The following is a 22,502-nucleotide window of genomic DNA, read 5'->3' as shown; positions in this document are numbered from 1 at the left end:
TTTGAATTAATAATTCTTATCTTTGCACTCTCAAAAATTGCAGAATGTCTAAATCATTAATTCCAAAACTAGAAGCTATTAAACAAAGATATAATGAGGTTGCAGACCTTATTATACAGCCTGATATCATTTCAGATCAAAAAAAATATTCTTCTCTGAACAAAGAATACAGTGATTTGGGAAAGATTGTAAGAGTGTACGATCAGTATAAAGGTGCTTTAGATAATATTGCAGAATCTGATGAAATCATCGCTGATGGCTCAGACAGAGACCTTGTAGATCTTGCGAAAGAAGAAAAAATGGAAGCTCAGGCTAAACTTCCCGGACTGGAAGAAGAACTGAAAGTTTTACTGATTCCTAAAGATCCTGCAGACGACAAAAACATCATTGTGGAATTACGTGCCGGTACCGGTGGTGATGAAGCAGCTATTTTTGTAGAAGATGTTTACAGGATGTACAGCATGTACTTCAAAACAAAAGGCTGGAGACATGAAGTAACGGATTCTAATGAAGCGGCAAAAGGCTACAAAGAACTCATCATGAAGGTGGAAGGAGAAGGCGTTTACGGAATTATGAAATTCGAGTCCGGAGTTCACCGTGTACAGCGTGTTCCTGAAACAGAATCTCAGGGTAGAGTTCATACTTCTGCCATCACAATTGCTGTATTACCGGAAGCTGAAGAAGTGGATTTCGAACTGAATCCTGCCGATATTGAAATGCAGACATCCCGTTCAGGTGGAGCCGGAGGTCAGAACGTAAACAAGGTTGAAACGAAAGTTCAGCTGACGCACAAACCTTCAGGAATGGTGGTTGTATGTCAGCAGGCACGTTCCCAGCTGGCTAACCGTGAACTGGCAATGGAAATGTTGAGAACCAAACTATACGACATCGAATTGCAGAAAGTTCAGGGTGATATTGCAGCACAGCGTAAATCAATGGTTTCTACCGGTGACCGTTCTGCAAAGATCAAAACCTACAACTATCCTCAGGGAAGGGTGACAGATCACAGGATCAACAAATCCATGTATAATCTGGACGCTTATATGAATGGAGATATCTCTGAAATGATTGATGCCGTGATCATGGCGGAAAACGCAGAGAAAATGAAGGGAGAAGAAGAAAACTATTAAAAACAGATATATCAATCAGGCTCTTGAATTTCAAGAGCTTTTTTTTGCTTTAAATTCAGCATATTAAAAAACTACACTATGAAAGGAACGATGAGAATTGTATTACTGATGTTGCTGTTCTGTATTCAGAATCTGTCTGCACAAGCTGATGCTCTGAAACCGGAGCAGGTATTCGGGATGTATTTTAATACTTTTGTAAAACAGGATGAGCGTGCGCTTCAACAGCTTAATGAATATCTTGTGCCATTCCTCGGAGCGGAAAATACGTATACAATAGACATGAACAAATCTTTTAATGATGAGGTTCAAAATCTTACCGGAAGCTTCCTTGCCCATCTTCCAAAAGAAACGGCGGCCGGATGCAGGGCAGAAGCGGGAGAATATTTCAGTGCTCTTTTAAACAATTTAAGGAACACGGGATACGTTGTAAAAAATACGAAGGAGGTCAAAAATGAATATGCTGATAACAGTTGGGTGACAGAACTTAGTGTGGATCTCAGCTTTCCTGTTCCGACAAACGTTTCTGCATTAAAACTTGAAGAGGCCAAAAAAATGACGGCAGAAGATTTGAAGAGCTATTTGAAAAACAAAACGAAAGCTTTTGCAAAATCAGAGAAGAAAACGACGGTACAACAGGTTTTTAAACTTTATCAGGTTAAAAAAGAAGGAAACACCTATTACTGGAACGGCGGCCCGCAGGAATTAGTCTGGAAGCTGAATGAGTCCTATTTTAAAACCTTAAATCATTAAAAAAAACAAAATATCAATATGAAAAATTTTAAAATCATCATACTACTGATGTTGGCCGTTCTAAGTCAGAATCTGATGGCTCAGACTGAGGTGAAAAAACCTTCTGAAGTCTTTGAAATGTACTTTGGTACTTTCGTGAATAACGATACTGCTGTCCTGAACAAGTTGAATGATTATTTAAGGCCAACCGTAGAAGGTGAAACGGCTTATCAGGTTGATTTTAATACCGTTTCGCTGGAAATGATGAAAGAAAGCACAGATCATTTTTTATCTGTTTTTCCCAAAGAAACTGCCGATGCGTGCAGAAAAGAAGCAGAAGCATACTTTAGTGCAATGATGGAGAATTTCAAGAAAGGAAAGCTCACCGTTAAAGATGTAAAAATAGTACAGAATGAACATGTAGAAGATCAGAAAATTGCTGAGGTAAATTTTTACGTAAGTTTCAGGGTTCCTGCGAAATTTTCCGATATTCCACCTGGTGATATTAAAAATGTTAAGCCTGAAGAGTTGAAAAAATACCTGGTTCAAAGTGTAAGAGATTTCAAAAATGCCGATAAAACGGTAGTTACCGACCAGAAGTTTAGCCTGTATCAGCTGAATGAAGGTGGAAAAACATACTATTGGAATGGGAGTCCTGATGAAATAGTTTCAGGATTAACTGATTTCTACTTTGAAAGTTTCGGGTCTAAATAACGAACTGTAGAAAATATTTCTATACTAAAAGCTCTGATTTCAGGGCTTTTTTTATTTCATATACTTTATGTATTTTTGATAAAACCCTTGATTATGAATTTTAAACCTCTTTTATTAACTGCTGGAGTCCTCTTTTCAGCAACTTTTTATGCTCAAAAAATGAATTATCCTAATGCCATAAAAGGAAGTCAGACAGATACCTATTTCGGTACCGCTGTGGCTGACCCTTTCAGAGATCTTGAAAATGATTCTGATGCTACAAAAAAATGGGTAGATGATGAAGTAGCCTACAGCCAGAATTATCTGTCTAAGATCCCATTCAGAAATAAGATCAAGGATCAGCTGAGAGATATCTGGAATTACGAAAAAATTTCAGCACCTTTCAAAGAGGGAGATTACACCTACTATTATAAAAATGACGGCCTTCAGGCGCAGTCTGTCCTATACAGAACAAACAATAAGACCAAAGCAACGGAAGTATTTTTAGATCCGAATAAATTTTCAGAAAAAGGAACCACTTCACTTTCCAATCTGTCATTCAACAAAAAAGGAAACCTGGCTGCCTATTCTATTTCTGAAGGCGGAAGCGACTGGAATAAGATCATCATCATCGACGCCATCACTAAAAAACAGATCGACGAAACACTTGTTGATGTAAAATTCAGTGGCATTTCATGGCAGGGTGATGAAGGATTCTACTATTCAAGCTACGATAAACCAAAAGAAGGAACGGTACTTTCCGGAATGACGGATAAACATAAAGTGTTCTTCCATAAATTAGGAACAAAACAGTCTGCAGACCAACTGATTTTCGGAGGTGATAAAACACCTAGAAGATATCTTGGAGCCGGTGTTTCTGAAGATCAGAGATACCTGATCATTTCTGCTGCCAATGCTACCAATGGAAACGAATTGTACATCAAAGACCTGAAAAAAGGCGGTGATTTTGTACAGATCAATAAGGGCTTTGATATCAATGTCAATATTGTGGATACACAGGGAGATGATCTTTTTATCTTTACGGATAAAGATGCTCCGAATATGCGTCTGGTAAAAACAAGCATTACCAATCCTTCCCCTGAAACCTGGAAAGATGTTATTCCGCAAACAGAGAATGTTTTAGGGATCTCTTCCGGAGGCGGGTATTTCTTCGCTACTTATATGGTAGATGCTATCGATCAGGTAAAACAGTTTGATAAAGCCGGAAAATTGGTAAGAGAAATTACACTTCCGGGAAAAGGAAATATAGGTGGTTTTGGCGGTAAAGAAGAGGAAAAAGAACTGTATTTCTCTTTCAGTAACTACATCACGCCGGGAACCACGTATAAATTTAATGCAGATTCAGGAAAATCAGAAGTTTATCAGAAGCCGAAAGTAAAATTCAATCCGGATGATTACGTTTCTGAGCAGGTATTCTATACTTCAAAAGACGGTACGAAAGTTCCGATGATGATCAATTATAAAAAAGGAACCAAGCTTAACGGTAAAAACCCTACCATCCTTTATTCTTACGGTGGGTTCAACATTAGCCTGCAGCCTTCATTCTCTGTGGTGAATGCCATCTGGATGGAAAACGGAGGAATTTATGCCGTACCGAATATCAGAGGCGGTGGTGAATATGGTAAAAAATGGCATGATGCGGGTACGAAGACTCAAAAGAAAAATGTTTTCGAAGACTTCATTTCTGCAGGAGAATATTTACAGAAGAAAGGCTATACTTCAAAAGAATATATGGCGCTGTCCGGAAGATCAAACGGAGGGCTTCTTGTAGGAGCTACCATGACGATGCGTCCTGATCTTGCTAAAGTAGCCTTCCCGGGTGTAGGCGTTCTGGATATGCTGAGATACAACAAGTTCACGGCTGGAGCTGGCTGGTCTTATGACTATGGAACGGCGGAAGACAGCAAGGAAATGTTTGAATATCTTAAATCCTATTCTCCGGTTCACAACGTGAAAAAAGGAACTTGTTATCCTTCCACAATGATCATTACCAGCGATCATGATGATAGGGTAGTTCCTGCGCATTCATTCAAATTCGGAGCAGAGCTTCAGGAAAAACAGGGATGCAAAAATCCTATTTTACTAAGAATTGAGAAAAATGCAGGTCATGGAGCGGGAAGAGCCACTGAACAGGTGATCAGTGAAAATGCGGACCTTATTTCATTTGCTTTATATGAAATGGGAATTAATAAATAGTTATCAATAACAAAAAAGAAACCAAAATGGCTAATTTTATTAAAATTAGCCATTTTTTTTGATTGTACTATGTTATAAATTGCTATTTTTGTTGTGGATATTTAAAATTTATTAATTCTATTCATGTAGTTCAGTTATGAAAAAAAGAATTTTACTAGTTTGTGCATTGACAGCCGGTGTAGCCAGTTTCAACGCACAGAGATGGGAACCTGTTTCGCAGAAATCATCTCAAATCAGAAATGAAGTTGAGGTAAAACACTCTTACAGAGTAGACCTTACATCACTTAGAAACATTCTAAAAGATGCAGTAGAAACAGGTAAGAATGCAAAACCTGTTATTATTTCCTTGCCTACAGCAGAAGGGAAAATTGAAAAATTTGCAGTGTATAGTGATCCTGTTATGGAGAAATCTATGGCAGATAAATTTCAGCTGGGTTCTTACATAGGTGCCGGTATTGATGATCCATCCAAATTTGTAAGATTCAGTACTTCTCCCAATGAGATGCAGTCTATGATCATTAAAGATGGGGTATTCCAGTTCATTGAACCTATTACAACAGATAAGAAAACGTATGGTGTTTTCTATAAAACAAAAAGAACCGCAGGGGCGCATGGTTTTGAATGCAGTACAGACGAAGAGAATCTGAAAGACATCAAATCATTAGAAGCTAACGGAAAAAAAAATCTTTCTAATCTGGGGATTAACAACAGACCGTCCAGCACAAAGTATAGAACCTACAGACTGGCTCTTGCAGTTACAGGAGAATATACACAATATTTTATGAATTTGGCAGGGGTACCTGCTACTGCAACGGAAGATCAGAAAAAGGCTCCTGCTCTTGTAGCAATGAACAACACGATGACCCGTGTGAATGGAGTTTTTGAAAAAGATTTTGGAATTAAAGCAATTATCCAGAATTTACCAAATATTATTTATACAGATGCTGCTACAGACCCTTTTACAGGAAGTTTGAACTTAAACCTGCAGCAAACGCTAACTGCACAGGTGGGTAATGATAATTACGATATGGGACACGTATTCAATGCGGCCGGTGGAAACGGAAATGCCGGTTCTATTGGATCTACATGTGTAAACCCTGCCACTGCCACTACATTGGCTAAAGGTTCTGCTTTTACTCAAAATACAAACCCAAGTGGAGATTTATTTGATATAGATTATGTAGCTCACGAAATGGGCCACCAGCTGGGAGGAAATCACACATTTTCCAATAAATCCGAAGGTTCAAATGCAAACGTAGAACCGGGAGGTGGAACTACCATTATGGGATATGCTGGAATTACGGATGATAACGTTCAGTCAAATTCTGACGCGTATTTCCATTATAAGTCCATAGATCAGATCCTTACAAGTCTGGAGGGCAAGCCTGCATGTGGTACTTCAGAAGAAATTACAGTGAATACACCACCTGTAATTAGTGCTCTTACGGCTTATACTGTTCCTAAAGGAACGGCTTATTATCTTGATGCTTCTGCTACAGATCCACAGGGTGATGCTATTAAATATACATGGGAGCAAAATGACAGTGTAACTGATGGAGCTTCAATCTCTGGTGACGCTGGATGGGGATATAACACAGAAGGAGCGTTGACAAGATCTTATTTTGGAACAACAAGCGGAAGAAGATATTTCCCAAGCTTATCATTGGTGATGAATGGGATTTTAACCAATAAAACAAGTGCTGCCAATAATCCAAACGTAAACTGGGAAACGGTATCTTACATTCCAAGAGTTTTACATTATGCAGTAACGGTAAGAGATGAAAATGCACAAAGACCAATGTTGTCTTCTGCTGAAATACAAACAACTATCGGAAATGATGGTCCTTTCAAATTTAACGGACTTACTGCTTCTTCAGTGCTGTATAAAAATGCCAATAACACGATTCAGTGGGAAGTTGCCAATACCAATACTGCGCCGTATAACTCGCCTAACGTAAAAATCGACTATACATCTAACAATGGTACTACATGGACAGATTTAGTGGCTTCTACACCAAATACAGGTAGCTATACGGTTCAGATGCCATCTACGATTACAGGACCAGTTAAATTGAGAATATCTTCAATCGGAAATGTTTTCTACGCAGTTTCTCCTGCGGTAACGGTTGGTGATGCTCCTACTTCAACGACAAATGCTCCAACGGGAGTAACTGCAATTAATACGGAGATCTTCAAAACAACTGCGAGAGTAAGCTGGAACAGTGTACCGGGTGCTACGTATTCAATCAATTACAGAAAAGTTGGAACTACAAACTGGTCTAATGCAACTAGCCCTACAAACTCTGTGGTTCTGAGCAGCCTTGAAGATGAAACTAATTATGAAGTACAGGTAGCTGCAGTAGTAAACAGTGTTCCTGGAACTTTCTCTGCTAATTATGCGCTTAAAACAAAAGGCCTGACAACGGGTGTTGATTACTGTATTCTTAATTCTGGAATATCTGATTACTCAGCAATTAGACGTGTAACGGTTGCGAATATCGTTCATGATGATCCTACATTCAGAACGTATAAAGATCTAAGTGAAGATCCTACTAAAATAGTTAATTTGACAAAAGGAACACAGTATAGTTTGACCCCTGTGATCTTAATGTCATCTAACTACAGCCAAATGAGTACAAGACCTGTTAACCTTTCTGTATGGATTGATTATAACAGAAACGGACAGTTTGAAGCTTCAGAAAGAGTAAGCACTGTAGGAGGAAATTCTCCTGTAGGAAGTGTTGCTTTCCCGGCACAGACCTTTACGGTTCCAGCTACTGCTTATGCAGGAAGTAAATTGCTTAGAATGAGAGTTATTGCAAAATATGCAACATCTGCTTTAGATAGTGCATGTGGAGAATTGGCTTCAGGAGCAGGAGGTATTATGGACCTTCCGGTAAAAATCACTAGCGGATTGGCAGTAGATGATGTAAGCGGTCCTAAGACTTCTGAAGTGTCTATCTATCCAAACCCTGCGGATACTTTCGTGGAAGTGAAGAACCTTAAAGGAAAAGCTGACTACAGCATCTTCAGTGCAGACGGAAGATTAGTTCAGCAAGGTCAGACAGATGGTAACAACAGAATTAATGTTGCATCACTGATCAAAGGAATGTATGTGATCACTCTTAAAGATGACAAAAACACATACAATACTAAACTTATCAAAAAATAATAAGTAAGTATATCTATAATAAAGGCCGGGCATTTGTCCGGTCTTTTTTTTGACCTAAAATTCAGGAAAACTGAATGTTAACATAAGTTTCGTGTTTCGTTCAAAAAAATTAACTTTACGCTGACAAAAATTATTGGAATGCGAAAGACAATTTCTGTGAAAAAACCAGATTTTAGCGTAGACCCTCTGGAAAGAGAGATCTATAATTTTGAAAAAGACGGTTTAGAGTTAAAATCATCTTACACCCCAAAAGATGTAAAAAATGAATCTTTAACGCAGACTTCTCCAGGAACTGCTCCTTATCTCAGAGGCCCGTATTCCACCATGTATGTACAGAAGCCATGGACGGTGAGACAGTACGCAGGTTTCTCCACCGCAGAAGAATCCAATGCATTTTACAGAAGAAATCTTGCCGCAGGGCAGAAAGGTCTGTCTGTTGCTTTTGACCTCGCCACACACAGAGGATATGATTCCGATCACTCAAGAGTCGTAGGGGATGTAGGTAAAGCCGGGGTAGCGATCGATTCTGTAGAAGATATGAAGATCCTGTTCAATGAGATTCCGTTAGATCAGATCTCGGTTTCCATGACTATGAACGGAGCTGTACTTCCTATTTTGTCTTTCTACATTGTAGCTGCCGAAGAGCAGGGGGTAAAGCAGGAACTCCTTTCCGGAACGATTCAGAATGATATTTTGAAAGAGTTCATGGTAAGAAACACCTATATCTATCCGCCGGCTCCTTCCATGAAGATCATTGCAGATATCTTTGAATACACTGCGCAGAATATTCCAAAATTCAACTCTATTTCTATCTCAGGATACCACATGCAGGAAGCAGGTGCCACTCCGGTACTGGAAATGGCCTACACGCTGGCAGACGGTCTTGAATATGTAAGAACAGGAATCAAAGCCGGAATGAATGTCGATGATTTTGCTCCGAGACTTTCATTTTTCTGGGCAATTGGGATGAATCACTTCATGGAAATTGCAAAAATGCGTGCGGCAAGGTACATTTGGGCAACCCTTTTAAAGCAGTTCAACCCACAGAATGCAAAATCATTAGCATTAAGAACCCACTCTCAAACCTCAGGATGGTCGCTTACCGAGCAGGAACCATTTAATAATATTACCAGAACGGCTATTGAGGCCCTTTCTTCTGCTTTAGGCGGAACCCAGTCATTGCATACTAATGCCTTGGATGAAGCCATTGCACTTCCTACCGATTATTCAGCGAAGATTGCAAGAAATACCCAGATTATCCTTCAGCAGGAAAGCGGAATCTGTGATGTGGTAGATCCAATGGGCGGAAGTAACCTTGTGGAAAGCCTTACCCAGCAGATGATCGAGGAAGCGATGAAATACATTGATGAGGTAGAGCAGGAAGGAGGCATGACCAAAGCCATTGAGGCCGGAATTCCAAAAATGAGAATTGAAGAAGCTGCAGCCAAAAAACAGGCTAAAATAGACAGCGGTGAAGAATTCATCATCGGAGTAAATTCATTCAGAACTACGTTAAAACAGGACGGAATTGAGATCCTGGATATTGACAATACAGAAGTCCGCAGAAAGCAGATCGAAAGACTTGAAAAAATAAAAGCAGAAAGAAATCCTGAAGCCGTGACGGAAATCCTGAACGAAATCCGTGAAAGTGCCAAAACAGGAAATGGAAACCTTCTAGCTTTATGCATCGAAGCCGCAAAAAGAAGAGTAACCCTTGGCGAAATGAGTGATGCCATGGAGGAAACTTTTGGAAGATATAAAGCCAATATCAGAACAATCTCTGGAGTATACGCTATGAATGCCGGGAAAAACGAATATTTTGAAAAAGCCCTTCATCTGACTCAAAAATTTGAAGAGGCAGAAGGCCGTCGTCCAAGAATTATGGTGGCCAAGATGGGTCAGGACGGACACGACAGAGGTGCCAAAGTAGTAGCTACCGCTTTTGCAGATATGGGATTTGACGTCGATGTGGCGCCATTGTTCCAGACCCCTGAAGAAGTAGCCAAACAGGCCGTAGAAAACGATATCCACATCCTTGGCGTTTCTTCTCTCGCAGCAGGTCATAAAACCCTTGTTCCACAGGTCGTGGAAGAACTTAAGAAGCTGGGAGCTGATGACGTAACGATCGTGGTAGGAGGCGTTATTCCGCAGCAGGATTATGAATTCCTGTATGCCAATGGTGCTGATTTTATTTTCGGTCCGGGAACCAATCTCCCGAAATGTGCGGTGGAAATCCTACAGAAATTTTTAGAAAACTAAAATAAAACTTCCCTTGCTGTGCAGATTGGCTGAAAAGTACTAATTTCAGTTCTCCAATCATAAAGTACCGTGAGATGAATTTTAAAAATATAACAAAGCCTGCAGCCAGTAAGATCATTATTGTTGCAGGCTTAATTTTTATAGCTGTATTTTGTTTTGCAGCAGACTCCGGAAACAGACCGGTTCAGAAATCTCCGGTGCCGGCAGATATTAATTTGGTTAAAAGCCACCTCACAGCCCTTACACAAACCCCTGAATTCAGGAATCACAAAAATTTGGATCAGCTGAATGCCATTGCGGATTATATTAAACAGGATTTTAGCAAATACGGGGACAGTACGACCTTTCAGGAATATAATGTTGATGGCAAAATTTATAAAAATATCATCACGTCTTTCGGTACGGAACATCAAAAAAGAATCATTATCGGTGCCCATTATGATGTTTGTGGAGATCAGCAGGGAGCAGACGACAATGCTACCGGAGTGACTGCCCTTCTGGAACTCGCCAGAATGCTTAAGGGCCAAAAACTGAATTACAGAATAGATCTTGTAGCCTATACATTAGAAGAACCTCCCTATTTCAGGACTGAAAATATGGGAAGCCACATCCATGCCCGGTATTTAAAAGATCACAACATCGACGTATACGGAATGGCTAGTGTGGAAATGATAGGGTATTTCAAGGACGAAAAGGACTCACAAAGCTATCCGTTAGGGATTTTATCATGGGTTTATGGGAATAAGGGAGATTTTATAACATTGGTCAAAAAGTTCGGAGCCGGGGATTTTGTAAATAATTTCAGGACTCAGTTTAAAGAAGCCAACCAGATCAAAACAGAAACTTTTACCGCTCCGAAATTTGTAAAAGGAACAGATTTTTCAGACCATCTTAACTATTGGAAATTTGGTTATTCTGCCCTGATGATCACCGATACATCGTTTTTCAGAAATAAAAATTATCATGAGACAACAGATACTGTGGAAACACTGGATCTTCCTAGAATGACCAAAGTAATAGACGGTATTTTTCTGAGCCTGATCCACATGAAGTAAAAAAAATAATTTGATATTCAGAAAAAATATTATATTTGCACCTGAAAATAAAGTTTAACCAATAAAAAAACAACGAAGCAATGTTCAAAACGAATCAAAATTCTTCAGCTGGAGTACCGCTTATGGTGGTAAGGCTTCGTGGTTTGGTATACTCTTAGAATAATAGTACAACGAAATATCAAAACCCGAAGTCGTAAGATTTCGGGTTTTTTATTGCGCAATATCTAAACTCCAGTTTCCCCGAAATTTTTTAGTGTCATTTAAGAACAAAATGAAAAGATCATGTACGATCGATGTTTCACGCTGTTCATTATCGTAAAATCAATCAACTTAAAATATAGTTGAATAAGAAAAGATGTAAACAGTCCATGTTTTTGGATGCTGTACCTGACATCTTGTGTCTTATCATTAATGGAAAATAATAACCTTCTGTTTCACCGCCTGAGAAGCGCAAGAAGCAGAAAAAGAACAGGTAAAAAAGATGTAGAAAAACAGATAAGAAAAAAGTATAAACGTAGTAAAGAGCTTTGGTACCTCAGAAGGAATATTCCGTGGATTCCATTGGAAAAACCCTATCAGAGAGGTTTTATAAGATTCTTCGTGCTGAATGATGACGTGAAAAGATCAGAAGATGCAGATTTCTATGAAGGAATTCTGAAGAAGATCGCCACGTACATGTACTCCGAAAGCCGGCTTTTTCTGAAAAAGAGAAGAAAGTTCGGACGAAGAATATATGTGGAAAAACCTCAGAGACTCAATACTGTTTCTTCCTATGCATGGACAGATCCAAAGTTTGGGCTCAGCCCCAGAGAAAGGCCGTATTTTCTTAAAAAAGAAGAATACAATCCATTCAGAAAAAGAAATGAAACGTATTACGAATTCACTGAACCCTGGAGATTTACACTACGGATAAAGCCCAATATGATCACGCACTACAAACCTGTAGATCTGGATCTCGAGAGAGAATATGCTGAAATAAAAGCCTATGTGGAACAGCATAAGATAGCGGGAATCATCCGGAAAAAGATCTATGGTAAATCAAATGTCTGGAAATGGGAATATGAAACTGATCTTATCAAAAGCAGGAAATATGCCGACTGCATCATGTCTGCAACAGAGCTTGCAGCCTATTTTGAGGACTTATAGGTCCAATATGATTTAAAACAAAAACAATGGGAAATTTAAAACTAAAAGGAAAAGATATATTAAAACTGGGATATCCAAATAATCAAAGCGTCAACGTGGCTTTGGAGGTCATGAAAAGAAATTTTGCAACGAAGAACATTCACCATGTAAAATCTATTTTGAAAGACATCCTCCTGAATCCGGAGAACTTTGAAAAAGACCTGACTTTCGGACAGATTGCAGAATCTCTGCTTTCATCCAGAAAAACAGAAAAAAGAATGCTCAATAGCCAGCGGGCTTCCTTCCAGATCTTTGGAAGCAATATTTCTGAAGAAGCCAAAAACCAGCTGTATACGGCTTTAAAACTGCCGATTTCAACGCAGGGCGCTCTAATGCCTGACGCACACAGCGGTTATGGACTTCCGATAGGAGGAGTTCTGGCGGTAGAAAAAGCAGTAATCCCTTACGGAGTAGGAATGGATATCGGCTGCAGGATGAGCCTCAGTATTTTGGATATACCGGTTTCATATCTGGACGGAGCAAGAGATAAATATGAAAAAGCGCTTGCGGAACATACCAAATTCGGGATGTATGAAACACACAAATCTCACATAGATCATGAAATCTTTGAGAGAGATACGTTCGATATGATCCCGATTTTAAGGAGATTAAAAGGAAAAGCCATTAAGCAGATGGGCTCATCAGGAGGCGGAAATCATTTCGTGGAATTCGGAGAAGTAGAGATCACGGAAGAAGATGATCAGATCGGACTACCAAAAGGAAAATACCTGGGAATACTTTCTCACAGTGGTTCCAGAGGTTTGGGGGCTGAGATTGCGCAATATTACTCAAGAGTAGCTGCAGATCAGTGTCCGTTGCCAAAAGAAGCGCAGCAGTTTGCCTGGCTGGATATGAACACCCACCTCGGCCTGGAATACTGGACGGCGATGAATCTTGCCGGTGATTATGCTTCTGCCTGTCACGATGACATTCACAGAAGGCTTGTAAAAGCTGTCGGTGGAAGGGTAAGAGCGAGAATCGAGAATCACCACAATTTCGCATGGAAGGAAATCCATAACGGAAAAGAAGTGATTGTCCACAGAAAAGGCGCTACACCGGCCAATGAAAATGAATTGGGAATGATTCCCGGATCCATGACGGCAAAAGGTTTTATCGTCCGTGGAAAAGGAAACCCTGATTCTTTGAACTCAGCATCACATGGAGCAGGAAGAGCTCACTCGAGAGGAGAATGCAGAAGCCTTTTCACTCAGAACGATATCAAAAAAGAACTGAAGCTGAAGAAAGTGACTTTGATGGGTGGTAACACAGAAGAAGCACCGATGGCTTATAAAGATATTCACGAAGTGATGAATGCACAAAGTGAATTGGTGGACATTCTCGGAACATTTCAACCTAGAATTGTGAGAATGGATAAATAATGAAGTTGCTGGTTTATAGTCGTCAGTGAGAAGAACTCTGCTTTCCATTATAAACCTACAGCTTTCAACCTTATAGGTTTCAAAGAACCTATAAGGTTTTATAAACAACCGGGTTAATATAGATTCTTATCAGTATTAATCAACAAAAAACAGAAAAATGGGAGCATCTCATAACATAAAAAGATACGGAGAAGTCTGGCCGGAATTTAGAATCCACCACGGACTTGAAATTTTAAATAAATTAAAGGATAAAGTCATCATATCCGGTGGCTGGGCGTGGCATTTTATGTCGGAAAAAGGACATACGGAATACAAACATGCCCACGACCATAAGGATATTGATGTTTTTGTAAAAAAAGAAAATGCCGCAGAAGCGGTCATGGTCATTCAACACGAAGGTTTTCAGAAAGTATGGACCCGGTATGATCATCTGCAGAGTGAAGAAAATTTCAGGAGATATGAGAAAACGGTAGAACTCGAAAACGGGAAATCTCATAGAATCACCATAGATTTCTTTGAAAAAAATGATCTCGAAACGATTGAGATAGATGGTTTTACTGTTGTTAAGCCGGATATTTTGCTGACTTTTTACAGAAACATCCATTCCAGTGATAAATGCTGGGCTGTAATGGCTGCCAAAAATTTGCTGGAAAAAGGAATTGACCCTGTTGGTCATCCAAAATTAAATGAAATTCCTAAAGTAGATTAAAATGGAAAAACTCATACAAATAACCTCAGGAAGAGGACCTTTAGAATGCCAGTGGGTGACTGCTAAAGTACTGAAGGTCTTCCTAGAGGAAGTGAAAAACAATGCAATAGATTACGAAGTCATTCACCGCGAGAATGGTGATGAAAACCTGACTTTAAAATCCGTAACCCTGCTTTTAAAAGCAAAAGAACTGGATGAATTTTTAAAAACATGGCTGGGAAGCATATGCTGGACCGGGAAAAGCACGTTCAGAAAACTCCATAAAAGGAGCAACTGGTTTATCGGTGTTTTCGAGCTGGAAGGACTGGAGAAAATCAATTTCAATGAAAAAGATATTCAGTTTCAGACTACGAGAAGTCAGGGAAGTGGTGGTCAGAATGTGAACAAAGTAAATACAGCGGTCCGTGCAGTGCATATACCCACCGGAGAAAGCGTATTTGCGCAGGATTCACGGTCGCAGCTGGAAAATAAAAAGCTGGCCATTATGCGGCTGAAAGAGAAAGTAACCAGACTTTACATCAAACAGCTTGAAAAAAGAATGCAGGACACGTGGAACAATCATCTGCAGGTACAGAGAGGAAGCCCGGTCCGTACATTTTCAGGAACAGATTTTAAAAAGAATCATCAGGATAAATCATTTAAAAAACAACGGAATATCCTGAAAAAAGAATTAAAAAACGAAAGACATGACCTTAACTAAAAGTAAATATTATTTTGAAGCTCTGGATAATTATCCATACAGCCTTCCGGATTGCCTGGAAGCCCTGAATTATGCTTTGTCCTACGACCCCGAAGATGCAGACAGCCTGTGTCTGATGGGAAGAATTTATAGTGAAATGCTCACCGATTATGAAAGAGCAAAAATGTATTTTGAAGAAGCCATGCAGTGCAATGTGTCTAATCTCAACACGCCTTTACACTATATCAAATGCCTTTTGGATAATGAAGATCTGGATGAAGCCGAAAAACTCATCAATTATGCTTTAAAAATCAAAGGAATTGATAAATCGCGGATTCTGATCCAAAAATCGCTGCTGTTTGAGATCAGAGGGGAATATAAAAAAGCGTTGGAACCATTGAAAGAAGCAAAAAAATACAGTTATAATCAAAATATGGTTGATTTTTTAAAGTCTAGATCCAAATTCATTAAAAATAAGATGGTAAAAACCAAAAAAAGCAAGAAATAAATCTTTTTTAATTAAAAATATTAGATCAAATATCTTTTTTTGTTAAAAAATCATAACTTTATTGCGAAAAAAACAACCTTATGGATAGAAAATTATTTTTATGGCCGGTGTCGGTGGCCGTATTCTTTGCTTTTGGCAAAATGAATGCACAAAATTCAAACAGGCTTATTCAGAATTACTATCAGGAAAGTGGACAGATCGCACAAAAAAATGGAGGAGCAGGAGTTATTATTTTAAATGAAGATGCTTCCAAAAGTTTAGGCGTGAATGTGGTGAATGTTCAGCAGACCTACGCAGGACTTAGAGTCTACAATGCTTTGGGTAAAGTAATGATCAAAGAAGATAAAATTATCTCTGAAAAAAACGATTTTAAAAAAGACATCACTGTTGCCAGCCAGAAAAAGGCTAAAGAAAGTTTCCCGGAAGATCTTCTTAAACAGAAGCTGGAACTTCATGAAATTTCTAAAGTAGACTACCTTCCAAACGTATATTTTGAAAAAAATGGAGTCTATGTACTGGCAAAAGAACTCTTTGTTTCAGATAAAAACTCAGCGGATGTATGGCATTTACTCGCTGACGCAGATACGGGAGAAGTTCTTGCTAAAGACAATCTAACCTTAGACTGTAATTTTACGCATGATAGCCACTCAGACAGTGAATCAGAATCACACGGTACTCAGTATTCAGATTCTGAACCGGCTACAGCTGGTTTTGCAGGAGCATCGAATAAAGTTTCAGCCAACAGTCTGCTTGCTCCTACCAATGCTTCTTACAATGTTTTTCCACTTCCTGTAGAAGCACCTACATTTGGGCAGCGTGCTCTCCTTAATAATCCTTGGGATATTACATTTTCTCCTGAAGGATGGCATTCTGATGGAGTGACCAGCTATACCAATACAAGAGGAAATAACGTGTATGCCTATTCTGATCAGAACAATACCAATAGTCCAGGATATTCGCCGGACGGAGGAAGTGCGCTGAACTTTGATTTTCCTTTTGATGAGGGGAGATACATCAGCCCTTTCACACACAGAGATGCAGCCATCACGAATCTTTTCTATATGAATAATAAGATGCATGATGTTTTCTATAAATTCGGCTTTACGGAAGCTGCAAGAAATTTCCAGACCAAAAATTTCACAAACTTAGGAATGGGTGGTGATGCCGTAAACGCAGAAGCGTATGATGGAAGCGGTCTGAACAACGCCAATTTCAGTTCAGGATATGAGACAACGATTAACGGACAGGTTTATCTGGCTGCTCCAAGGATGCAGATGTATATCTATGACAGAACGCAAACCGCAGCAGATCCTATTTCCAGATATCAGTATAATACGCCGGCAACAGCGGTCAGCAGACCTAAAGTAATGACCGGAAGTGCATCTTTTGGAAAACTTTTGTTTGACGGACAGACTGTGACAGGTGATCTTGCGGTTTCAGTGCCTGCAGATGCATGTACTCAGCCCGCGTTGGGAAGTCTTACCGGTAAAATAGCAGTGATTACAAGTACGACCTGTGAATACGGGCTTAAAGTCTTGAATGCTCAGAAAGCCGGTGCAGTGGGAGCTATTGTTTATAGGCCGTCTACTGATACTCCAATCGCTATGGGAGGAGGAACTTCAGGAGGACAGGTAACCATTCCTTCTATTAATATCGGAAAAACAGAAGGTTTGTATATGGTGACCGAGCTTGGAAACGGAAACACAATCAATGCTACCTTAGGAAATGATTTTAATGGTTTTAAACATTCAAGCCTTGATAATGGGATCATCGCCCATGAATACGGACATGGAATTTCAAACAGACTGACAGGTCAGGGCTACAGCTGTCTTTCTGCAACCAACAGTGCAGAACAGATGGGCGAAGGTTGGTCTGATTATTTTGCTTTAATGCTGACCACAAGACCGGGCGATACATCTGCTTTGGCAAGAGGAATGGGAACCTACGCAAAAGGAGAGCCTACTACAGGACTGGGAATCAGACCTGCGAAATATTCTCCGGATTTTGCCGTAAACAGCTATACCTACGGAAATACAAATACGGTTTCAGGTTCACACGCTATAGGATTCATCTGGGCGAGCATGCTTTGGGATCTTACCTGGAAATACATCGAAAAATACGGATATAACAGTGATGTACTGGCAAGTACTACTTCCGGGAATGCAAAAGCGCTGCAACTTGTGGTAGATGGACTTAAACTGCAGGCTTGCAGTCCGACATTTATTGATGGGCGTGACGCAATTCTTCAGGCCGATTTAGTTGGAAATGCCGGTCTTGATAAATGTATGATCTGGAAGGCATTTGCCAAAAGAGGATTGGGAACAGGTGCTTCAGCAGGAGTGAGAGCAACGGCGAATGATCAGGTTGAAAGTTTTATTGTTCCTGATGAATGTAATACGGCTTTAGCCACTCAGGATATTAAAAAAGAAGATCATAAATTCATTATCTTCCCAAATCCGACCTATGACGAATTCTTTGTGGGTAATTTAGATGCTTCTTCAAAAGACGTTCAGATTAAAATGTTTGATATGTCCGGAAAATTAGTATTCTCTGACGCAAGAGATTCTCAATCTAAAAAAGCAGTTTCTACGAAAGGACTTCAAAAAGGAGTCTACATGGTGCGTATCACGCAGGGTGAAAAAGCACAGACTGAAAAACTGATTGTAAGATAAAATTATTAAGCTGTAAATAATGAAAGAGATCACTTGTGGTCTCTTTTTTTGTAGCTTTAGTATATGAAAGGGTATATTTTTTTGGTCTTATTATTAATGATTTCATGTAAGAAAAGTGAAATCAATCTGAATACCAGTGTTATAGATGAAGAGTTAGATTTAAGATATGAAGTTTTGAATCAGCTAATTGATAATGAACGTATGTCTTCTGAGGAGAAGAATGATATATTTATTGTCCCATTAAAGTCGGTTTATCTTTTTGAAAAAAGAGAAGATGAATCCCTGCCGTTAAGTGTTATCCTAAAGTATGATTCCGTTTTTTTAATTAGGGATTCTGCGTACTATAAAAATCAGGCAAAAACCACGTTTAATTTCAAATTGGATACAACAAAAATAAAGAGACCATTACAGTATGCTACAGAGGAAGACCTCGACAAATTAACGGAAAATGGTAAAAAAGATTTTTGGGTTGCCTTTCGCACGAAATTCGGGAATAAATGTTTTCGAAAGTTATCGGTACCTTTCTTTAATAAAGAGAAGACAATGTGTATCGTTGAAAATTCTATCTCCTGCGGCTATTTGAGTGGGAGTGGGTATACAGCAATTTACAAGAAAGTCAACGGTAAATGGGTTGAGATTAAAATAGTAGAACAATGGATTAGTTAGAGTATGAGAATAAGTTGGGAAATAAAAGAACTGAAGTTAAAAGAAACCTTCTCCATTGCCTATGGAAACTATGACAAAAGGGAAGCCCTGTTGGTTGAATTATCTTATTTAAACTGTAAAGGCTATGGCGAATGTGTAGCGATAGATTATTATCAGATTGACCTTAAAAAATTTATTGCTAGATTAAAGGAGATAAAGACATTGCTGGAAAACCAGACCATCATTCATCCCAGTGAATTTTTCACTTTTCTTTCAACAATGAATCTGCATTCGTTTTTACTGTCTGCTTTGGACTGTGCTTATTGGGATCTGTTTGGAAAGCTTGAAAATAAAAGTTTTATCGAATTAAATACGATTCCTTCCGATCATTTAGTGGAAAGCTCTATTACGATTTCTGTGGCCGATATCAATGACCAGATCCGGAAAATAGAAAACAGCAGCTGGAATAGGTTTAAAGTAAAATGTAAAGGCTTAAATCATGAGAATATTGAAAAACTGTTGAGGTTAAACCTGCATATTGCTTTGGATTCCAATGCCAGCTTTACAGACCAGGATTGTCTTTGGCTTCAGGAAAATGAAATGATAGCTCAGTTTTCCTATCTGGAACAGCCAAGACCGGTTGGAAATTACAAAATCCTTAATAAAGAAAGTCCTGCAAACTGGATGGCAGATGAAGACTGTCAGGATTTCAATTCCCTAGAAGAGCTGTTGCCTTACTACAAAAGTGTCAATATCAAACTGATGAAGTGTGGCGGGCTCACTCCGGCGTTGGAAATGATCAGAAAAGCAAAAGAACTGGGCTATAAAGTCATGATTGGATGTATGACAGAATCCACCGTTGGTATATCCGCAGGCTGTGTGCTGGCAGGTCTTACCGATTTTGCAGATCTGGATGGAGCCAATCTGATCTCCAATGACTATGCCTCCGGAAATTATGTAGAAAACGGAAAAATAATCCTATCCGGAAAACCCGGTCTGGGAATCGGTTTGAAAGAGTTATAGGTTATAAGTGATAAGTTTTGCACACCGATACTCTTAAACGCTCCTACTCAACGACTCTCCAACTCTCAAACACTATTTCTTATTCGCAGAAATCAGATAATCATAAACCATCTGGTGCTGCTCATCGTTTAATTTAGCTTTCGGAGCCATTCTGCTTAATGTTTTGATCCATCCCTGATCATCATGTTTAGCCGGGTCGGGGAGTTTGTGACATTTGGCGCATGAATTTTCAAAAATAGTTTTCCCTTGAACCAGTTGTTCAGACGCGGTATACTTTGGTCCGGTCACTGCTGTACTTTTGGGGCCGCATGATACCATAAACACGGCACCTGCCACCATACTTAAGATTATTTTTTTCATACCCATATTTTGATTTGGTGATTATTTTTTCACAGAAACAATATAATCGTAAACCCACTGGTGTTGCTCATCAGTCAGTTTCGCTTTTGGAGCCATCGAATTCATGATTCCTACCCACTGTACAGACGTGTGCGCTGTAGGATCCGGGAGTTTGTGGCATCTTCCGCACGCATTTTCAAAGATTGTTTTTCCTTGTGCTAATTGTTCTGCAGTAGAAACGGCAGGTCCTATAGGTCCGGCTGTAGAGGCTTTTGGGGTACAGGAAGCCAATAATACACAGATAAATAATGCAGCAGCGGATATTTTTTTCATGTTTCTTAATTTTGATGAATAGCAAATGTAGGAATTTCCCTCTCCCATTGATAAGATGGCTCTTAGTTTTAATTTAGAAGAAATAAAATTAACGTCCGTTTGTATGGGAGTTTGAAGGTTATTTTTATACTTTTGAATCAATGAAATTTTCTACAGAAGAACTAATCGAAGGAATACGGTCAGGAAATAAACGCCTGATCGCAAAAGCTATTACATTAGTTGAAAGTAAAAAAGCCGAACACAGAGCTCAGGCAGAAGAGCTTCTGAAGCAGATTATGCCTTTTACGGGAAACTCTGCCAGGGTTGGAATCACGGGAGTTCCCGGTGCCGGAAAATCTACTTTTATAGAAAATTTCGGAAGATTGGTGATTGCTAACGGAAAGAAAGTAGCGGTTCTAGCTATTGATCCCAGTTCATCTATCAACAAAGGAAGTATTTTAGGAGATAAGACGAGAATGGAAGAACTGGCCAAGGAGGAAAATGCCTTTATCCGCCCTTCCCCGAGTTCAGGATTTCTGGGCGGCGTTGCCAATACCACTTTTGAAACCATGATGATCTGCGAAGCGGCAGGATATGATTATATTCTGATTGAAACAGTTGGAGTAGGGCAGTCAGAAGTGCTGGTGTCAGACATTACGGATGTGTTTTTATTCCTCAAAATCATTGGAGGAGGAGACGAGCTGCAGGGAATCAAACGGGGTATCATGGAAATGGTAGATGTTATTTTTATCAATAAAGTAGACCAGGACAATCTGCAGAAGGCAAAAAATACAAGACTCGAGCTAAAGCGGGCCCTGGACTTTATTCCTCCTAAAGAAAAAGGCTGGAAAATCCCTGTTTTACTGGGCTCCGCTCTTTACAATGAAGGTCTTGATGAGATTTATACCCAACTCAATGAATTCATTGATCTGAAAAAGAAAACCGGACGTTTCAATGAAGTTCGTACCCAGCAGGCTGAAAAACGTTTTGAATATTGGGTTCAGGAATATATTCTGGCGATGATGAAAAGAAGCAGCTCTGTGGAGGAAGCTTATGTACAGCACAAAAAAAATGCTTCAGAAATGGTTTCTAATCCCAGTACTGAAGCAAAAATATTTGTTGAGAAATTTCTATCTAAAGATTAAAGTGTCTCCTTTTCTTTTGGCATTTCCTCATTTTTAGTCACATAACCGTCATAAGTGATAGGCTGTCTGTCGTTACTTCTCATTGAAACAAATGCTTTCCCGTTTTTAAAGACTTCAATATTGATTTCATCTACATTTCTTACATCATTAGGTTTAATTTTCAAAGTCCATTTTCCCTTTTTATTTTGAGATTTATTGATGGTGAAATCTTTTGAAGTAAAACGGTAACTGTTATTTGCGGTATTGTATGAAGGGGTAAAAAGTCTTCCAAAATAAGGAAGGGTAACCTCCACATTATTTTTTGTAATAACAATACTGTAGCTTCTTTCATCCAACTGTAGCATTCTTGTAGTGGGAGCATTTTGAATACTGCCCATTACATTGATCACATCATAGTTGGTAGGATTGGCACGCTGTGCATAAAAAGTAAGCTCCTGAGAATTTACCAGTGCATCTACTGTTTTGGATTCTAATGAGCCCTGTGATGAGCAGCTCTGAAAGAAAAAAAGAAATCCAAAAATAAATATAAGTGAGATATACTTTTTCATAACCATATAATTGTTAAATTTAAATAGCAAAATGTATGCAAATATATTCCTTCTCAACCGTTTTGGAATAAAAATTGTAAATGTTGAATTATTAATACACGAA

19 protein-coding genes are annotated in these 22,502 nt (G+C 39.1%); 16 read left to right on the top strand and 3 right to left on the bottom strand.

Annotation, left to right across the window (positions count from 1 at the left end):
* The first annotated feature begins 44 nt into the window (after positions 1 to 44).
* The 15 genes from prfA to BUA72_RS23455 all read left to right on the top strand — a co-directional run bounded on the left by prfA (position 45) and on the right by BUA72_RS23455 (position 20,055).
* Entirely contained in the window at positions 45 to 1,130 is a 1,086-nt protein-coding gene (prfA, locus tag BUA72_RS23525; RefSeq protein ID WP_034726886.1) for a peptide chain release factor 1, read from the top strand.
* Between the two features lie 78 nt (positions 1,131 to 1,208).
* Complete coding sequence (locus BUA72_RS23520) at positions 1,209 to 1,880, top strand: hypothetical protein (protein WP_047452757.1); 672 nt, start codon at positions 1,209 to 1,211, stop codon at positions 1,878 to 1,880.
* 18 nt (positions 1,881 to 1,898) lie between these two features.
* Positions 1,899 to 2,573 carry a hypothetical protein gene (locus tag BUA72_RS23515; RefSeq protein ID WP_072925679.1) on the top strand — a complete coding sequence of 225 codons (675 nt, stop codon included), beginning with the start codon at positions 1,899 to 1,901 and terminating at the stop codon, positions 2,571 to 2,573.
* A gap of 93 nt (positions 2,574 to 2,666) precedes the next feature.
* Complete coding sequence (locus BUA72_RS23510) at positions 2,667 to 4,769, top strand: prolyl oligopeptidase family serine peptidase (protein ID WP_072925677.1); 2,103 nt, start codon at positions 2,667 to 2,669, stop codon at positions 4,767 to 4,769.
* Positions 4,770 to 4,905: 136 nt separating this feature from the next.
* Positions 4,906 to 7,941, top strand: coding sequence for a reprolysin-like metallopeptidase (locus BUA72_RS23505; RefSeq protein WP_047452754.1), 3,036 nt, complete (start codon positions 4,906 to 4,908; stop codon positions 7,939 to 7,941).
* 138 nt (positions 7,942 to 8,079) lie between these two features.
* Complete coding sequence (gene scpA, locus BUA72_RS23500) at positions 8,080 to 10,200, top strand: methylmalonyl-CoA mutase (RefSeq protein ID WP_072925674.1); 2,121 nt, start codon at positions 8,080 to 8,082, stop codon at positions 10,198 to 10,200.
* A 74-nt stretch (positions 10,201 to 10,274) separates the two neighbouring features.
* Entirely contained in the window at positions 10,275 to 11,255 is a 981-nt protein-coding gene (locus BUA72_RS23495; RefSeq protein WP_072925672.1) for a M28 family peptidase, read from the top strand.
* A 411-nt stretch (positions 11,256 to 11,666) separates the two neighbouring features.
* Entirely contained in the window at positions 11,667 to 12,401 is a 735-nt protein-coding gene (locus tag BUA72_RS23490; RefSeq protein WP_072925669.1) for a hypothetical protein, read from the top strand.
* Between the two features lie 26 nt (positions 12,402 to 12,427).
* Positions 12,428 to 13,819 carry an RtcB family protein gene (locus BUA72_RS23485; protein WP_072925666.1) on the top strand — a complete coding sequence of 464 codons (1,392 nt, stop codon included), beginning with the start codon at positions 12,428 to 12,430 and terminating at the stop codon, positions 13,817 to 13,819.
* Between the two features lie 157 nt (positions 13,820 to 13,976).
* On the top strand, positions 13,977 to 14,528 hold the full coding sequence (locus tag BUA72_RS23480; RefSeq protein WP_072925663.1) for a hypothetical protein: 552 nt from the start codon (positions 13,977 to 13,979) through the stop codon (positions 14,526 to 14,528).
* Between the two features lies 1 nt (position 14,529).
* The gene (gene prfH, locus BUA72_RS23475) at positions 14,530 to 15,228 is read left to right on the top strand and encodes a peptide chain release factor H (protein WP_072925661.1); all 699 of its coding nucleotides are present in this window, start codon (positions 14,530 to 14,532) and stop codon (positions 15,226 to 15,228) included.
* Complete coding sequence (locus BUA72_RS23470; RefSeq protein ID WP_072925658.1) at positions 15,215 to 15,715, top strand: tetratricopeptide repeat protein; 501 nt, start codon at positions 15,215 to 15,217, stop codon at positions 15,713 to 15,715. Before prfH ends, BUA72_RS23470 begins: the two co-directional genes overlap by 14 nt.
* A gap of 80 nt (positions 15,716 to 15,795) precedes the next feature.
* Complete coding sequence (locus tag BUA72_RS23465) at positions 15,796 to 18,387, top strand: T9SS-dependent M36 family metallopeptidase (protein WP_072925655.1); 2,592 nt, start codon at positions 15,796 to 15,798, stop codon at positions 18,385 to 18,387.
* 63 nt (positions 18,388 to 18,450) lie between these two features.
* Complete coding sequence (locus BUA72_RS23460; protein ID WP_072925653.1) at positions 18,451 to 19,053, top strand: hypothetical protein; 603 nt, start codon at positions 18,451 to 18,453, stop codon at positions 19,051 to 19,053.
* 3 nt (positions 19,054 to 19,056) lie between these two features.
* Entirely contained in the window at positions 19,057 to 20,055 is a 999-nt protein-coding gene (locus tag BUA72_RS23455; protein WP_072925651.1) for an enolase C-terminal domain-like protein, read from the top strand.
* A gap of 72 nt (positions 20,056 to 20,127) precedes the next feature.
* On the opposite strand, the gene BUA72_RS23450 is transcribed toward BUA72_RS23455, so the two are convergent.
* Both BUA72_RS23450 and BUA72_RS23445 read right to left on the bottom strand, forming a co-directional pair.
* A complete protein-coding gene (locus tag BUA72_RS23450) occupies positions 20,128 to 20,415 on the bottom strand; it encodes a c-type cytochrome (protein WP_034727040.1) in 288 nt (95 codons plus the stop codon).
* A gap of 21 nt (positions 20,416 to 20,436) precedes the next feature.
* Complete coding sequence (locus BUA72_RS23445) at positions 20,437 to 20,727, bottom strand: c-type cytochrome (protein ID WP_047452832.1); 291 nt, start codon at positions 20,725 to 20,727, stop codon at positions 20,437 to 20,439.
* Positions 20,728 to 20,867: 140 nt separating this feature from the next.
* On the opposite strand from BUA72_RS23445, the gene meaB reads away from it, so the two are divergent.
* Positions 20,868 to 21,851 (top strand): methylmalonyl Co-A mutase-associated GTPase MeaB, encoded by a 984-nt coding sequence (gene meaB / locus BUA72_RS23440; protein ID WP_072925648.1) that lies wholly within the window; start codon positions 20,868 to 20,870, stop codon positions 21,849 to 21,851.
* Here meaB and BUA72_RS23435 read toward each other — a convergent pair.
* Positions 21,848 to 22,399 (bottom strand): DUF4251 domain-containing protein, encoded by a 552-nt coding sequence (locus BUA72_RS23435; RefSeq protein ID WP_047452831.1) that lies wholly within the window; start codon positions 22,397 to 22,399, stop codon positions 21,848 to 21,850. The two genes, meaB and BUA72_RS23435, sit on opposite strands and share 4 nt — an antisense overlap.
* Positions 22,400 to 22,502: the final 103 nt, after the last annotated feature.

The organism is Chryseobacterium sp. OV279 (genome assembly GCF_900128945.1).
Classification (GTDB): Bacteria; Bacteroidota; Bacteroidia; order Flavobacteriales; family Weeksellaceae; genus Chryseobacterium.
Note: the sequence above shows the minus strand (reverse complement) of the source record. Positions and strands in the feature narration are given on the sequence as shown.